Genomic DNA, 17,844 nt, shown 5'->3' on the forward strand with positions numbered 1-17,844 from the left:
CATTGTAAAAAAGAGATAAAAACCATGACTCATGGCAAAAGGAGATTTTTTCGATTAATACAGCCCACCTGTCCCACTTTCAAGTGCTTTGTTGACTTGTGGAGAAGTCGTTACTGCAGGAACACCTTCTTGAAAAGAATTTGTACTCCCAATAACTTGATATATATCAGCAGGACCAGTCCCTGGTTTAAATGCTTCTATAATAACATCTTGATCTCCTCTTTCGGCAAGCATTCCTGTTTTTCGATTAATTGGCATTAAAATCATGCCCTTTGGCATCTTAAAGGGAACATCTGGCTTCCCTTTAAGAGCATCTGCCATAAAATCACCAAAAATAGGCGCAGCTAATGAACTTCCTGTTCCATTATATCCTAACGGAGCTGGTTGATCATAACCGACAAAAATACCAACGACAATATCAGGAGTAAATCCCATAAACCAGACATCCTTAGAGTCATTGGTTGTTCCTGTTTTAGCAGCAATATGTCGATTAAGATAACGTAAACGTGCCGCAGTACCACGCTGAACAACCCCTTCCATCATCGATGTAATCTGATAAGCCGTCATAGGGTCAAGAACTTGATCTCTTTCATCAATCAATGTGGGCTCACTTTGATTATTCCATGAATGCGTATTACAATTTTCGCAAATACGATCATCATGACGATAAATTGTCTTCCCATAACGATCTTGAATTCTGTCTATCAGAGAAGGTTTAATAGAGCGTCCCCCATTGGCAATAACTGAATAAGCTGTAACCATTCGTAATACTGTTGTTTCGCCAGCCCCTAAAGCCATGGGAAGATAAGGCTGCAATTTATCTACGATCCCAAAGCGTTCTGCATATTCAGCGACAAGAGGCATTCCCATATCATTGGCAAGCCGTATTGTCATAAGATTACGAGAACGCTCAATACCATAACGCAACGTTGAAGGTCCTGCAAAGGTACCTCCATAATTTTTGGGTTGCCAAACTTCACCATTATATTGACGAACTTCAATGGGGCCATCTAAAACAACGGATGCTGGTGTATATCCGTTATCAAGAGCTGCTGCATAAACAAAAGGCTTAAAAGCAGACCCCGGTTGGCGATAAGCTTGGGTTGCACGATTGAATTCAGATGCGGCAAAAGAAAATCCTCCCACCATAGCAAGAACGCGCCCTGTATGAGGTTCCATAGCAACAATTGCACCTTCAACCTTTGGAATTTGTTGTAAACGATAAGTATTATTTGTATTGGGTAGTTTTTCAACAAAAATGACATCCCCAACTTGCAGAACATGAGATAAGCTCTGAACAGTTTTTCGATAACCATTTTCTTTTACAACATGGAGTGCCCATTTTGAATCAGCTTCAGATAAAACAGCAATTTCCCGTTTTTTTGATAATATACCTGAAGCTTCGCGCTGTGGCTGTAAACCAATCTCTACTTTGTTGGGATTAGTAGAAAGAACAACAGCTAAACGCCATTCAGGAACATCACTTAGCCCTGTGATATTTGCAAGTTCTGTCCCCCAATCACTTTTCTCATCAATATGCGCATAAGCTCCACGCCATCCTTGCGCATGATCAAATCTAATTAATCCATCGTGCAAAGCACGTCGCGCAATAAGTTGTAAATGCGGATCAAGCGTTGTACGAATGGAAAGCCCACCTTCATAAAGTGTTTTAGCCCCATAGCGATGTATTAAACGACGCCGTACTTCTTCAGTAAAATAATCAGCCGCAAAAACATAGCTATCACTCCCACGTATTGTCGCTCCTAAAGGTTTAGCTTTCGCTTTTTCACCTTGTTCACGCGTTACATATCCATTTGCAATCATCCGGTCTATAACCCAATTACGCCGATCAATAGCACGTTGTGTATTCTTAAATGGATCATAATTTGCTGGTCCTTTTGGAAGAGCAGCCAAATAAGCACATTGTTCTAGCGTCAGGTCATTGACGGATTTATTGAAATAAGTCAAAGAAGCAGCTGCTATACCATAAGTGCCACGACCCAGATAAATTTCATTGAGATAAAGTTCGAGAATATGATCTTTTGAATAAGTTTTCTCAATACGCATTGCTAAAATAGCTTCCTTAAATTTACGTTCTAACGTTGTTTCTGAACTTAAAAGGAAGTTTTTAGCGACTTGTTGCGTTATAGTTGATGCACCCTCTGGACGTCTTCCAGAACCAATATTACGAATATTATTGATCAAAGCTCGAGAAAGTCCTTCAGGATCTAAACCAAAATGATGATAAAAGTTTTTGTCTTCAGCCGAAATAAAAGCATTTATAACAAGCTTTGGTATTGATTGAATCGGTAAATAGAGGCGATGTTTTGTTGCAAACTCTGCCATAAGACGGCCATCAGAAGCATGGACGCGGGTCATTACCGGCGGCTCATAAAGTGAAAGAACTTCATAATCAGGGAGTGCATTTGCTTGACCACTGGTCATAACACCCCACGTTATTGCACCACAAAGTCCAATAGCAATAAAAAAACGAAGAAGATATCTTAAAAAAATTATCATAAAAACGGCTATCGCTTTCTTAAGAATTAATTAAAGAAAAAATACGTTACTTCAAACACACCAAGTGGATATCACCACAAGATTGAGATCAAGAGAAATTGTTTTCTATCTTTTATTTATACTAGGGTACACTAGAAGCCCATATTGATACTCTATTTTCTCACAAATTTAAAGAGGCTGTATCATTTTCTGCCTATAATCAGCAAATTGACGAATAGAATGAGCAATAGAGGCTGCCATTTGTTTTCTCCAATGAGGATCATTTAGTAACTTTTCATCCTCTTTATTGGATAAATAACCTATCTCTATCAAGACTGAGGGTATATCTGAAGCTCTTAAAACTTGAAAATTAGCATACCGATGTGGGTTATTAATCAAGTTAATATGATTCTTTGATAAACTTGAAATAACACTATTTGCAAAATTAACCGAAAATGTATGTGTTTCACGTCGTGTAAGATCCATCAAAATATCTGTAACTTCGAGCGTTTCATCTGCAGGCAAACCATCAAGCAAATCAACTTTATTTTCATTTTCAGCTAAAGATTTTGCAATGGCATCAGAGGCTTTTTCTGATATGGTATACACTGTAGCACCGCGAAGAGAATGTAAATCAATCGTATCCGCGTGAATAGATATAAAAAGATCAGCATCAAACTCTTGCGCTTTTTTAACTCTTTCACTTAGTCTTAAAAAAATATTGGAATCTCGTGTTAAAGCAACGGTAATATGAGAATCCTTTTGTAATTCGTCTCGCAATGCACGCGCAAAGTCTAAAGTCACATCTTTTTCTAAAATTCCAGTAACACCCCGTGCACCACCATCAATACCACCATGACCAGGATCAAGAACAACACGGAAATTATATGCTGGCATTAACTGTGTTTGTGTATCAAAATTGCTTCTTTGCTGTTTTTTTAATATCTCATCAAATTTTTCCTGTGTACTTTTACGAATATCAATCAGCAACTGCCATAAACCATTATTTAATTTTTTTACGACATTTTTTTCAACCACAAAAGCCGTTTTACTTGTCAAAATAATGCGTGAAGTCTGTATATCAGAGAAAGCATAACGTACATCTGAAAGCATAACGGATAATGTATTCCGTTTCTTTAAAGGCGTATTTTGCATCGAAAAGTCAATTGTAGGTAAATTGATAACCAAACGTGCTGGCCTGTCCAAAATCTGTAAACGAACATTTGGTTTTGAATTAAAAACCGCAATAATACGCGTATGAACACTATCACCAATGGTTCGAAAATTAATAAGTCTCAGAGGATCTGCGGCTTGAACACTGGTTTGGAGTAGAAAAAAAGATAATAAAAAGTATGTGACGAGCACAATAACATCCCCATAAGCTGTTTTCAGCTTTTTGGTAAAAAAAACTCTTATCATAAGCAAAATACTCTACATTACCTTTGTAATAATTTATCTTGGTTATATAAAATGATACACCAATTTATTCTCTATTTTTCAATAAAAGCTAAATAAACACCCAAAAACGAAATTAAGGTCATAAAGATATTATAATTATACATGATTTACATTGTTACTTGCCAAACGCATGATATCAACATAAAAGAATATTTATGCTTCCTAGCTGATAATAGTCATCTAAATTATCTGTAACTCATATTAAGTTGTCTTTAGAGGTTTTTTGCCTATTATGCGTTGAGACTTTTTTATGGATGAAAAATTTCTATGTTATAATATTAGGATTGCATTACTTAAGATTCGTTGGTTCGGATATCCGAACTGTTTTAAAGATTATTTTACCGGAGACTTTTAAGAAATATGAGTCATAAAAAACAGATGGAAATAATGATGAGAAATGGTGTAAATGCAGTCATGCCTCTGCACGTGGTGTTCCGTCCTGTTTTTCTGGTACCTCCCTTTTATGGCAGACAGCCTTTTATGTTTACGAATAGTTATAGCGTTCGTTTGAATAAAATTGTGCATGTCGCCTTCAGGATATTAACTTATGTCAAACAAAATGCTTATAGATGCCTCCCATCCGGAGGAAACTCGTGTTGTTGTTGTTCACGGCAACAAAATTGAAGAACTTGATTTTGAATCAGAACATAGAAAACAGCTCAAGGGGAATATTTATCTCGCACGGATTACGCGTGTAGAACCGTCTCTCCAAGCAGCTTTTGTTGAATATGGTGGAAACCGACATGGTTTTTTAACATTTTCTGAAATTCATCCTGATTATTATCAAATTCCTATTGCTGATCGACTTGCTCTTCTTGAAGAAGAGGAAAAAGCAGCTATAGGAGAAAATTCTGTAGATACCTTTACGGAAGAAGCAACTAAAAATAAAAAACGCTCCAGAAGAACAAAAAAAAATGGAAAAAACAATGTCATTGCAGCCGATATTGAAAGTGACATCACATCTGAAGCGACAATAATTGATAATACAGAAGAAGCATTAAATGCCGATATCTCTGATGATGAGATCGAAATGGTCGGTGCTGAGGACATCCGTGAAGAGCTCCCAATTTATCAAAGAAAACAAGGGCGCCAGTATAAAATTCAAGAAGTCATTAAACGACGTCAAATTTTGTTGGTACAAGTTATCAAAGAAGAGCGTGGTAATAAAGGTGCTGCCCTTACAACATATTTATCTCTAGCAGGTCGTTACTCTGTTCTAATGCCCAACACAGCACGTGGTGGTGGTATTTCACGAAAAATTACGAACGTACAAGACCGTAAGCGTCTTAAAGAAATCGTAAAAGAATTAGCTGTTCCAAAAGGTATGGGCGTTATCTTACGAACTGCTGGTGCCAATAGAACAAAAGCTGAAATTAAACGTGATTATGAATATCTTATGCGGCTATGGGATACTATTCGCACTTTGACACTCGAGTCAACAGCGCCATGCCTTGTCCATGAAGAAAGCAATCTCATCAAGCGTTCTATACGAGATCTTTACAATAAGAACATTAGTGAAATTCTTGTTTCTGGAGACCAAGGATATCGTGAAGCGAAAGACTTTATGCGTATGCTCATGCCAAGTCATGCAAAAGTTGTGCAACCTTACCGTGATCCTACACCCATTTTCGCAAGAAATAATATTGAAATTCAACTTGATAAAATGTTGCAACCACAAGTTTCTTTAAAATCTGGTGGTTATCTTGTTATTAATCAAACAGAAGCACTTGTTGCTATTGACGTAAATTCTGGCCGCTCCACGAAAGAATTCTCTGTCGAAAAGACAGCCTTACAAACTAACCTTGAAGCTGCTGAAGAAGTAGCGCGGCAATTACGCTTGCGTGACCTTGCTGGTTTAATTGTGATTGATTTTATTGATATGCTTGAAGAACGCAATGTGAAGCTGGTCGAAAAAAAATTAAAAGATTGTTTAAAAAACGATCGTGCTCGTATTCAAGTAGGTCATATTTCACACTTCGGCCTTTTAGAAATGAGTCGTCAACGTATTCGCATATCGGTTTTAGAAAGTACAACACAGCCCTGCCCGCATTGCGCAGGAACAGGAAATATACGTTCTGAATCATCCATTGCGTTACATGTCATGCGCTCAATTGAAGAATATCTTCTTCATAATTCGCAATATAATATTATCGTGCGCACACCCGTAGCAACAGCGCTTTATGTATTAAATCATAAACGCAACATTCTTGTTAATTTAGAAGCTCGTTTTAAGCTTAATATTAGTATTGAAGCAGATGATAGTATTGGAACGCAACATCTTGTTATTTCTAAAGGCTCAATAGCAGAGAGCATTTCTCGATCTTCATTGGAAGATGCCAATGAGCAAGAAATTGAAGATTCTGTTTTCATAAAGAGTGAATCTATTGAAAATCCTTCTCCCATTGAAACAAACCAAAAGCGTCGGCGCAAAAATCGTCACGGTGAAATTACTGATCATTCTCTCTCCAACGTTCATAAAAAAGAAGATACTTTGAATGATGATTCTTATCGTCGAGGACGTCGTCGAGGACGTCGTGGTGGTCGACGCAATCAAGATAATAGTTTTCATCAGATTCGCGTTCCTTACGCAGAACCAGTGGGAGATTTTGCTAAGAACGCTTTGGCAGAAATTAAAGCAGCGCATCGCAAACGTCGTATTTCGCCTACTAAATCTTTTGAACTTGAAGAAACAACAAATAATACACAAGCTCTAGATATACAACAACAGGGTGAATCTGAAAAAATTGATACAAGTATTAAACCTAAAAAACGTAAAACACGTTCTTCAAAAGTAGTAGAAAATCAGCTTTCTTTAGAGAATGATCAAAATGTTGCAGAACAAAAATCTCTTGAAGAAAAACCTACAACCAGTTCGATGCGTAAAGCTAAAACAAAAAAAGCAGACAAATCTATTCATGAGGTAGAAGATAAAGCTCTTGAAAAGAGTAAAAAATCAACACGTGGAACACGTAAAAAATCATCTTCTAAAGAGACGCAAATACAAAAAATATTAGAGCAAGAAACTGTAATCGAGATGGAGGAAGTTGTACAAACCTCTCCTTCCAAAATTGAAGAAACAATTAATCAATCCGTTGTTATTTCATCAACGCCTAATGATTCTTCCAAAACTGAACGTATTGGTTGGTGGAAACGCAGAATTCTTTCGAAAAATTAAGGATTAAAAAAACCGCCACAGAAAACTGTGGCGGTTCAAATAAACAATTATAGAAAACGTTTCAACCAATTCTATAGTGTGGATTTATTACTTTTGTTTTGCTTTTTCTTGCTCAGCCCGCATACGCTCTTCAATTTCTTTTTGCTTTGATTGAATGGCTTGCTGCAGCTTTATTTGTTCTTGTTGAAAATCTTTTTCCTCCATACCAGGACCGGTATAGGCCGCTGTAAACCCATTAAGAGAAAATTCAATAGGATTAGCTGAACCACGAAAATTAACTGTGGTTACAACCATTTTTGTTCCACTTTTCATAGCTGCTATAAGCTTATCATCTAAGACATCATTAGCAATACAACTTGGTCCATTACAAATAATATAAGGAATTTTTTTAGAGAACTCGTCACCAATTTTAATGTGAACACCTTCTGGCAAAAAACGCCCAGTAGGTACTTGAATACCTATACGTTTTTCATTTTGCTTCCCTTTTATTTCAACAAGATTAAAAGCCGTTAAAGGTTGTCCCGTATTCGATAATACAGTATTCATTGTATTACAAATATCAACATCATGCTGCTTACTGCAAACTTTGTACCAACCTTGTGATAAAGTTTGCGCATTTGCAGAAATACCAGCTATAAGAAAAAGGGCAGCGGCTCCAACTAATACTGAAACAGCAGAATAAACATTTTTATGCGACATGATTAAGTTAATCCTTTCAACGCGCTCTTAAGTAACTTTAAAAAAAATATTAAATGTAATTCCAACTTAAATTTATTAAATTATAATGAAATAACAATTAATTTTACTATTTTTACTTCAATATAAAAAAAAAAGTCAAATTTAGAGAAAAAATACGATGAGCCATTCTATTTTTATACACCCATATAATTCCCCTCTTCATCACATTGGTATTTGATATAATCTATCTATAAAATACCTCTGTGCATTTAAACTAAGATTACACAAACGAATCAATATTGCAATATTAATTAAAATAAAGTCTAATACTACTCTAAAAAACTTACTAATTAAACTTTTTACATTTATTACTCTTCATGTTAAGCTTATAGAGCCTTAGCAACAGGTTGTTGCAATGCATGAAGCTCCAAAATATCAGATAAATTTTACTGTTTTCCTTATGTGCCTCGTGTGATACACAAAAACAAAATCATCTACGATATTATTGAAACATTTAATGAATTAAAACCACTAATTGTCTAAAATTTCTGCATAATTGTAAGAGAACTTTTTGCTAATGAACAATCTTCTGCCCTTGTTTACAAAACAATGGTGATACGCTTTTGTAATAAAAATTTTATATTCTATAGCGTTTAAATAAAAAGTTTAGTTTAAAAATACGTTACTAAAGAAGTGCTTTTTTCTTAATTAAACAACACATTTTCTTAGAGAGAAAATCTATAACTGCTGAAAATATTTTATTTATAATAAACTTTCTTAAAATATAATAACATATTAATTTATAATAATAATTTATCTTTTTTCTATTTCTATATTGTATGAAAGATCTTAATAGCGCAAACCTCTCTTATATTGAATCAATAAAATTTATCCACTTGTACATCACAAGCAGAGTTAGTTTTATAGATAAAACTACTGAACAAAGGAATACCCCCCTATGAATCATCTCACGTGCCCAAAGCCATAATAAATTTATGCTTATATATTATACATCTATTATTGCACCTCTGTACAAATATCATCTCTCAGCTTTATAACGTGAATAAAAAATGTAGCTTTTATCAATTTATTTTAAGTTATTTCTCAAATAAAAGAAGCTTCTAAAATGATAAATTCTTTTCAGCTTTCACAACATCAAAGATATAAATCGTTAATGATTTAAGTTTTAAGAAAAAATGAATTCAAAGTATCATTTTGTTTCCCTATATAACACAATTTAGAGCTATAAAATATTTCTCTTATCGTATTAATGAAACAATATTTATGATATGAGATGTATCGTCATTAAAATAATTAATCAGATAAAAATAAAAAACTACAAGCACAAAAAATTATGCATAAAAAGAAAACATAAAAAAGATATATGAGTTTATTATTTAATATATATATTAAATCTTATATGATAAGAATAACAGATAATATATTACGTGTATAATATTACTTTATTATAAATAATAAGTAATAACTCAAAAAATAAAATATATTATTACTAATATGTTTTAACTATTGTTTAGTATATCAGCTTAATTTCTCTGTATTTATATGAGTAAATTTTTAATTGAATAAATCTTCAACATGGGAACGCATACGATTCATAATACTCTTTCTCTTTTCTGGCAGCATTATATTATATATTTCTCTCGTGCTTCTACATAATAAAGGAGCAGATTTTACATTCGAAGGATTGCGCATCACCATATCCTTTATACCACTAATTATCTCTTCTTCAAAATCTGAGACACTAATCACCATTCGTTCTTCAAAGTGCTTTATTAATTCAGGATCTATTGAATTGATTGCATCTTTTGCCCATCTAAAATCTTTTTTCCTCCAACCAAAATCTTTCCGTAATAAATCCCCTATATCACTGTCCAACAGACTCTCTTGAATTTTACAAGAAAGAACCATAAAGGGATAGAGTCGTATCGTTTCATCAATCGCTCTATCGTTAAGAGTTTCTACATTTGCTGTATCATCACTCATTCCTAATTCAGAAGCGCTTCGAGACCTTAGATATTCTGTTGCTTTACTTAATTTTCTTTCATACTCTCCTACTCTATACTCTCTTGCCCTATGCGCTCTATATGCTAAATTCTCCATTTCTTGCGCTAAATCACTTAGTTTTGAAGAAAGCTTATAACGCTCTTCATTAAGGTCTCCGTGTTCTTGTAGCAGCTTATCATGTTCTATATTATGAGAACGTATTTGCGAAAGTGTTAAATCAGCAAATGTCTTTTCAATGAATTTCATCCTCTTTTCAATAACTTGTAGTCTTTCTTTAATACGCTTATATTTCTCATCAAGCGTTAAACCAGAAAGAGATAATTCGGTTAAGCTAAACTCAGCGTGAGCGTTTTTTACGCCATGTATTAAAGTGAGTAACAAAAAAACGATAGTTAGACACTTTTGTAATGAAGAAAGCATGCTATCTTTACCTAAATTCTTTCTAAAAAATTTACAGGAGCCTATTAGCTTATTATATTGAAAGTGCTATTTATTGCAGTTAAACCGTTTAATCTATTTCCTTCATTGTATCAATACGTATATAATAAAAACCAAATAAATATATAATGGCTCTTTATTATAAACTTAAATTTTATTCTTATACAAAATCAATAACTGTTTGTTTTTATAGAATTATTTTATAAAAATGAGTAACAGCTCTGAAACAATAAAGAAATTTTTTAAACAGAATGTTGTTCTGCCATTTCGACAAGCTGTGTCATAATATTCGCTGCTCCAACAAGCCTTTCATCCGCTGAGGACCAATCACGAATAAGAGCAATACTTTGATCTGGTCGAATTTTTGCCATTGAACCTTGTTTTCCCACCCACTGAACAAGAGCAACACTATTTGCGAAATAGTTATTACGAAACTGTATGACAATCCCCTTTGGTCCAACATCTAGTTTTTCTACATGTGCTTTTCGACACAATGTTTTAATATGAAAGACTTTAAGAAGATGTTGAACCTCAAGGGGCAAAGGACCAAAGCGATCAATTAACTCCGCTGCAAATTCATCAATTTGTTCTAAACCATCAAGCTCTGTTAAACGACGATAAAGTCCCATACGTAATGATAAGTCAGGCACGAAACTTTCTGGTATCATCACTGTTGTACCAAGGGAAATTTGAGGTGACCATTGCTTATCTTCATTTAGCTCTCCATCTTTTAATTCAGCAACAGCTTCTTCAAGCATTTTTTGATAGAGTTCAAATCCAACTTCTTTGATATGCCCCGATTGCTCTTCACCTAAAAAATTGCCCGAACCGCGGATATCCATGTCATGGCTTGCCAATTGAAAACCGGCCCCTAAGGTGTCAAGAGATTGTAACACTTTAAGACGGCGATCAGCAGCAGTTGTTAAAACTTTACCAGCAGGAAATGTAAAGAGAGCATACGCACGTTGTTTTGAACGTCCTACCCTACCACGTAACTGATAAAGGGCAGAAAGACCAAACATCTCAGCACGATGCACAATTAGGGTATTAGCTGTTGGAATATCAAGACCTGATTCAATAATGGTTGTTGAGAGCAGCACATCATATTGTCCATCATAAAATGCATTCATGATATCATCAAGTTGTCCAGCCGGCATTTGTCCATGAGCCACAACGAATTTCAGTTCTGGCACATGTGTTTTGAGATATTCTTCTACAAAAGCCAGATCAGAAATACGAGGACAAACATAGAAACTTTGTCCACCACGATAATATTCTCGAAGCAGGGTCTCTCGTATAACAAGTGCATCAAAGGGTGAAATAAAAGTACGAACCGCCATTCTATCAATGGGAGGGGTTGTTATCAATGAAAGTTCACGTACACCCGATAATGCTAACCCTAAAGTGCGTGGTATAGGAGTTGCTGAAAGTGTAAGAACATGAATATCACTTTTAAGCTCTTTTAAACGCTCTTTGTGTTTGACACCAAAATGCTGCTCCTCATCAATGATAAGAAGGCCTAACCGTAAAAAATTAACTGCACCACTTAATAATGCATGGGTTCCAATGACAATATCGATTGTACCATCTGAAAGACCTTTTTTTACTCGTGCAAGTTCTTTCGCTTTTACAAGCCTTGAAGCATGTCCAATTTTAACTGGTAATCCTTGAAAACGCGAAATAAATGTTTTGTAATGTTGACGTGAAAGCAAAGTTGTTGGTACAACAACCGCAACCTGATATCCATTTAATGCTGCAACAAAAGCACTTCGAATAGCTACTTCAGTTTTTCCAAAACCAACATCACCGCATATCAAGCGATCCATCGGCTTACCTGAGGCTAGATCATCCAAAACAGCATCAATTGCATTCATTTGATCTTCCGTTTCTTCATAGGGAAAGCAAGCAACAAACTCATCAAATGGTCCAACTGGTGGAAGTAAAGCAGGCGCAGCACGAGTCATACGCTCTGCAGCTATACGGATTAATTGCCCTGCCATTTCCAATAAATGTTTTTTAAGCCTAGCTTTACGTGCTTGCCAAGCAACACCCCCTAATTTATCTAAAGTTACCTCTGTTCCTTCTGAGCCATAACGTGAGAGAAGCTCAATATTTTCAACAGGTAAAAAGAGTAAATCACCTCCAGCATATCTAATTTCAAGGCAATCTCGTAAAATTCCAGTGGTTCTGATGGTTTTAAGACCAACAAATTGGCCAATACCGTGGTCGATATGCACAATAATATCACCAGAATTTAAAGCAGAAATTTCAGAAATAAAATTTGTATTATTCTTACGCCGCTTTGGTGATCTTATAAAACGATCGCCAAGGATATCTTGCTCTGCTATAATAGCCAAATCTTCAGCCTCAAAACCATGTTCTATCATGATAACAGCTGCTAATATGCGATCTCGTGGGGTTGCTTTGACAGTTTGCAAGGATTTTACAACATCTATTTTTTTCAATCCATGCTCGTCGAGAACTTGTAGCAAACGATTGAGAGATCCTTCACTCCAACACGCTAAAAGCACTTTTTTACCAGCAGTGCGTAAAGATGCGATATGATCAATAACACTTGAAAAAACATTTTTTTCCTGCGCATTACGCTCTTTTACAAAATCATATCCCTGTTTAACATTGGTGTGAATAACAGTTTGTTCTAAACTTTGTGGAATATTAAAAGGCGAAAAATCAATACGCTGTGAAGATTGTTGCACATCTTCCAAAACACGCTCTGGCGTTAAATAGAAAAGACTAGGATCTATTGGATGATAAGAAGTAGAATTTTTTTCATCACTTTCGCGCTCTTTGCGCGCGTTATAATAGTCTTCAATAAGACGATAGCGCTCAATGAAGACTTCTTCTATGAGATGCTCAAAAACGATCGGTAATTTGCCACAATGATCAAAAAAGCTATCAAGGTTTTCATAAAAAAATGGAAGCCAATGTTCCATACCGGCAAAACGTCGACCTTGAGAAATTGCTTCATAAAGCATGTTATTTTTTTGTGATACACCAAATGTACGGGTATAATTGCTTTTAAAACGACTGATACGTTCTGGTGTAAGAACAACCTCACTCATTGCCTGTAATAAAAGTTCAGTTTTTTGGCCTGTTGTCCTTTGACTTTCTGGATCAAATACGCGGATACTTTCTAGGGTATCTCCAAAAAAATCAAGACGTAAAGGTTCAACATCCATCGGAGAAAAGATATCAAGTATTCCTCCTCTTACAGCAAACTCACCAACATCACGGACAACCGTAACGCGTTCAAAACCATTGGTTTCTAGAAATTGAATAAGATTTCCCATGTTATTGCGCTGGCCAACACGTGCGTGAATAAGCTGAGCTTCTATCATTTCACGAGGAGGTAGCTTTTGCATAATCGCATTTGCTGTTGTTAATATAATTGCAGGATGTGGATCTTTACGTAAATTTGCTATGTGTGCCAATGCTGATAGTCGACGTGCCATAACAGCAATTCCTGGTGACACACGATCATAAGGCAAACAATCCCATGCAGGAAATTGAAGTACGGGTAAATTGGGCTCAATAAAATTTAAAACTTGTTGTAAATGCACAATTTTTGTTCCGTCACGGACAACATAGAGGAGCGGTTTACCTTGTGCAATTTCTGAACTTAATTTAGCAAGCGCAAAGGCTTCAAATCCATCAGTAACGCCATCTAAAATCATACGAACAGAATTATTTTTGGGAATAACAATTTTTTTAAATATAGGCATCTGGATTAATAACTTAAGCAAGTACGATAATTGGCAATATCACGAAAAAGTGGACTATCAACCTCAGAGGGGGGCAAAATTTCTCCAGTAATCCATGTCAGTAAATCACGATCATCAAAAGACATAATATACTCAAGCTCAGAGAGCGTTCTATCATTCATCCCAGTAATATGAGCATCGACATAATGTCCAAAAATGAGATCCATTTCACGAATACCGCGATGCCATGCACGAAAAATCAATCGACGACGACGAGCATCTAATTGATTTTTGTCAACGACAAAAACTGTCATAAAAAATCTCCTTGAATAAAGTAATATAAACTATTCAATTAGTCGTATAAAATTTGTACCTTGCTTTAAGGAAGTTCTATAATCTTTTGTTCTTTAAGTGTAATTCGACGATGCATTTGCTTAGCCAAAGCGTAATTATGTGTTGCAATAAGAGCAGAAAGACCCGACTGACGAACAAGGATAGATAAAGCTTGAAAGACATAAGCTGAAGTTACTGGATCAAGATTTCCTGTAGGTTCATCAGCCAAAAGAACCGAAGGGCCATTTGCTACTGCACGTGCAATAGCAACACGTTGTTGTTCTCCTCCCGATAACTCTGAGGGACGATGGTTCGCACGATGAGAAACACGCAGATACGTCAATAATTTGCGCGCACGATCTTCTGCTATAGATTTTTTTAATCCTGCTATCATTTGCGGTATCATGACATTTTCTAACGCCGTAAACTCTGGAAGTAAATGATGAAATTGATAAACAAAACCAATATCATTCCGTCTTATAGCTGTTCGCTCACTATCAGAGCGCTTTGCACAAGAAACACCCCGTAACATCACATCACCAGCTGTTGGTTTTTCTAATAATCCAGCAATATGAAGAAGTGTTGATTTTCCAGCACCAGATGGTGCAACAAGTGCGACAAGCTCTCCACGATTAAGAATAAAATTCGCTTTATCTAAAACAATGAGCGGCTTATGGCTCTCGAAAAAGTGTCTTTCAATCTCTACAAGCTCTAAAATAGCTGTCATTATTCATACCTCAAAGCTTGTACGGGGTCTAGCTTAGCAGCACGCCATGCCGGAATGAGAGCAGCAAGAAACGACAAGAATAAAGCCATCATAGCAACCAAGATGGTCTGTTTCCACTCAATTTGTGCAGGCAATTTTGTTAAAAAATAAAGTTGAGGATTAAAAACGTCGACATTAAATAACCAAGATATAAAATCTTGGATATGATTAATATTCGCGGTCGCGATAACACCTAAAACTAAACCCAATATAGTTCCAATAAAACCAATCATCATTCCTGTAATGATAAATATACGCAAAATCGCACTCTGTTGAGCCCCCATCGTGCGTAAAATTGCAATATCATGACTTTTATCTTTTACAAGCATAATCAGCCCTGAAATAATATTTAAAGCAGCAACAAGAACGATCAGAGAAAGAATGAAAAACATAACATTTCGTTCAATCTGTAAAGCTGAAAAAAAAGCCTGATTGCGTGTACGCCAATCAATTAAATAGACCTGTTGTTCAACTGCTTTTTCTACAATAGGTTTTATTTGATCAACAGCATCAGGATCATTTAGAAATAATTCCAAAGACTGAACCTTATCTCCCAAATTAAAAAACATTTGTGCTTCATGGAGAGGCATAAAGATAAATATTGAATCATATTCAGACATACCAACTTCAAAAATAGCAACGACTTTATAAGCTTTCACACGTGGGGTAACGCCAAAAGGAGTCTCATCACCATCTGGAGTAATAATACGAATATCTCTTCCAACTGTCAGTCCTAATTTTTCTGCTAAGCCACTTCCAATTGCAACACCTTCTTCTTGATCAAACCGAGAAATCGATCCTAATTTAATGTTTTGAGAGACTGTTTTAAGCTTTTCTAGATCTTGTTTGCGCATACCACGAACTAACGCGCCAGAGCCACCTTGAACTTCACCTTGAACAAGCGCTTGACCTTCAATAACAGGTAAAGCAAACTTCACACCATTTGTAGTTTCTAAAGAAGAAATAAGAGTCTTATAATCAGAAAAACCAGAATCAACTGTTTGAATAATAAGATGCCCATTCATACCAAGAATACGATTGAGAAGTTCTGTACGAAAGCCATTCATCACCGCCATAACAACAACCAGAGCAAATACGCCCAACATAATCCCAATAAGAGAAATAATTGAAATAACAGATGCAACGACATGTTTTTTATTGGGAATCATATAACGAAAAGCGATCATCCACTCATAAGATGAAAAGCATTTGTTTTTCAGCCTCTTCATAACATTTCCTATTAAATTATAGAAAGTTGGCTGAGCACATCTTCAACCTTTAGAGATTTTTTTATTCCTGTTTTTCGATCTTTAATTTCAACTTCATTTTGTGCAATGCTGTTAGGGCCAACAATGACTTGCGTTGGCAAACCAATCAAATCCATTGTTGCAAATTTTGATCCAGGACGTTCATTTCTATCATCTAATAACGGATCAAAACCAACCTCCTTTAATCCCTGATAGAGAAACTCACATGCCTGTGTGCATTTTTCATCATCGGGTTTCATATTGATAATCCCAAAATCAAACGGTGCCATCGACTTTGGCCAAATAATACCATTTTCATCATGAGAAGCTTCAATAGCGGCCGCAACAAGACGCGAAGGCCCAATACCATAAGATCCCATAGAGACCACATGCTCTTTTCCATCTTGTCCCATAACTTTTGCTCCCATTGGAGCAGAATATTTAGTACCAAAGTGGAAAATATGACCTACTTCAATACCACGCGCTGAAAGACGATTATGATCAGAAACTTTAGCCCACTCCTCTTCATTATGCATTTCTTCCGTTGCTGCATAAAAAGATGTCCATTGCTTAACAATATCATCTAAAACAGCTTTATCACTAAAATCGATTGAACTATCTGGAACGGTAAGTTCAAGAAATTGTTTATCACAGAAGATAGCACTCTCTCCTGTTTCAGCCAAAATGATAAATTCATGACTGAGTTCCCCCCCTATTGGACCTGTATCTGCACGCATAGGAATTGCTTTTAATCCCAGGCGAGAAAAAGTGCGTAAATAAGCAACAAACATACGATTATAAGATGTTTTAGAGCCTTCATAATCAAGATCAAAAGAATAAGCATCTTTCATTAAAAATTCTCGTGCTCGCATCACACCAAAACGTGGACGAATTTCATCACGAAATTTCCATTGAATATGATATAAATTCAGCGGAAGATCTTTATAAGAACGAACATAAGAGCGAAAAATATCTGTTACCATCTCTTCATTGGTTGGACCATAAAGTAAATCACGCTTTTGACGATCTTTAATGCGGAGCATTTCCAAACCATAATCATCATAACGACCGCTTTCACGCCAAAGATCAGCAGACTGAATTGTAGGCATCAATATTTCTATTGCACCCGCACGTTCTTGCTCTTCACGAATAATTTTACAAACTTTATCAAGCACTTTTTTTCCCAAAGGAAGCCAAGAATAAATCCCTGATGTTTGTTGTCGAATCATTCCAGCGCGCAACATGAAGCGATGAGAAACAATTTCTGCTTCTTTAGGATTCTCTTTTAAAAGTGGAAGGAAATATTGAGAAAGACGCATTGAAATAATTAACTCCTAATCAGATCTATCATATCGGAACAATTTATCACACCCTCTATTCATCTATAGCCGCATTCTGAATACTTGCAAATATAACGATCTTATCATTTAAAAATTTATTGTGCTTTATTCTCTATTTTTCTTATTTAGCAATAAAATAAAAATGCTCTTCTCTTTTTAAATA

The 17,844-nt window shown here is 35.6% G+C and carries 10 protein-coding genes; 1 reads left to right on the top strand and 9 read right to left on the bottom strand.

The window, feature by feature from the left end; all coding sequences use genetic code 11:
* Positions 1 to 54: 54 nt before the first annotated feature.
* Positions 55 to 2,520 (bottom strand): penicillin-binding protein 1A, encoded by a 2,466-nt coding sequence (locus ACFIK7_RS05710; RefSeq protein WP_273791262.1) that lies wholly within the window; start codon positions 2,518 to 2,520, stop codon positions 55 to 57.
* 168 nt (positions 2,521 to 2,688) lie between these two features.
* Positions 2,689 to 3,918 (bottom strand): N-acetylmuramoyl-L-alanine amidase, encoded by a 1,230-nt coding sequence (locus tag ACFIK7_RS05715; protein WP_375663068.1) that lies wholly within the window; start codon positions 3,916 to 3,918, stop codon positions 2,689 to 2,691.
* Between the two features lie 586 nt (positions 3,919 to 4,504).
* Here ACFIK7_RS05715 and ACFIK7_RS05720 point away from each other — a divergent pair.
* The gene (locus ACFIK7_RS05720) at positions 4,505 to 7,132 is read left to right on the top strand and encodes an Rne/Rng family ribonuclease (RefSeq protein WP_375663069.1); all 2,628 of its coding nucleotides are present in this window, start codon (positions 4,505 to 4,507) and stop codon (positions 7,130 to 7,132) included.
* 87 nt (positions 7,133 to 7,219) lie between these two features.
* On the opposite strand, the gene ACFIK7_RS05725 is transcribed toward ACFIK7_RS05720, so the two are convergent.
* The 7 genes from ACFIK7_RS05725 to proS form a co-directional block, all read right to left on the bottom strand.
* On the bottom strand, positions 7,220 to 7,831 hold the full coding sequence (locus ACFIK7_RS05725; RefSeq protein ID WP_273791265.1) for an invasion associated locus B family protein: 612 nt from the start codon (positions 7,829 to 7,831) through the stop codon (positions 7,220 to 7,222).
* A 1,554-nt stretch (positions 7,832 to 9,385) separates the two neighbouring features.
* Positions 9,386 to 10,255 carry a hypothetical protein gene (locus tag ACFIK7_RS05730; RefSeq protein WP_375663070.1) on the bottom strand — a complete coding sequence of 290 codons (870 nt, stop codon included), beginning with the start codon at positions 10,253 to 10,255 and terminating at the stop codon, positions 9,386 to 9,388.
* A gap of 260 nt (positions 10,256 to 10,515) precedes the next feature.
* Complete coding sequence (gene mfd / locus ACFIK7_RS05735; protein ID WP_375663071.1) at positions 10,516 to 14,016, bottom strand: transcription-repair coupling factor; 3,501 nt, start codon at positions 14,014 to 14,016, stop codon at positions 10,516 to 10,518.
* Positions 14,017 to 14,021: 5 nt separating this feature from the next.
* Positions 14,022 to 14,309, bottom strand: coding sequence for a succinate dehydrogenase assembly factor 2 (locus ACFIK7_RS05740; protein WP_273791268.1), 288 nt, complete (start codon positions 14,307 to 14,309; stop codon positions 14,022 to 14,024).
* Between the two features lie 65 nt (positions 14,310 to 14,374).
* Positions 14,375 to 15,055, bottom strand: a complete 681-nt coding sequence (locus ACFIK7_RS05745; protein ID WP_273791269.1) for an ABC transporter ATP-binding protein — start codon at positions 15,053 to 15,055, stop codon at positions 14,375 to 14,377.
* Positions 15,055 to 16,323, bottom strand: a complete 1,269-nt coding sequence (locus ACFIK7_RS05750; protein ID WP_375663072.1) for a lipoprotein-releasing ABC transporter permease subunit — start codon at positions 16,321 to 16,323, stop codon at positions 15,055 to 15,057. Before ACFIK7_RS05750 ends, ACFIK7_RS05745 begins: the two co-directional genes overlap by 1 nt.
* A gap of 11 nt (positions 16,324 to 16,334) precedes the next feature.
* Positions 16,335 to 17,660: a proline--tRNA ligase gene (proS, locus tag ACFIK7_RS05755; protein WP_375631152.1), complete on the bottom strand. Its 1,326-nt coding sequence runs from the start codon at positions 17,658 to 17,660 to the stop codon at positions 16,335 to 16,337.
* Positions 17,661 to 17,844 lie beyond the last annotated feature (184 nt).

It is taken from the genome of Bartonella sp. CL266QHHD (assembly GCF_042195355.1).
Classification (GTDB): domain Bacteria; phylum Pseudomonadota; class Alphaproteobacteria; order Rhizobiales; family Rhizobiaceae; genus Bartonella.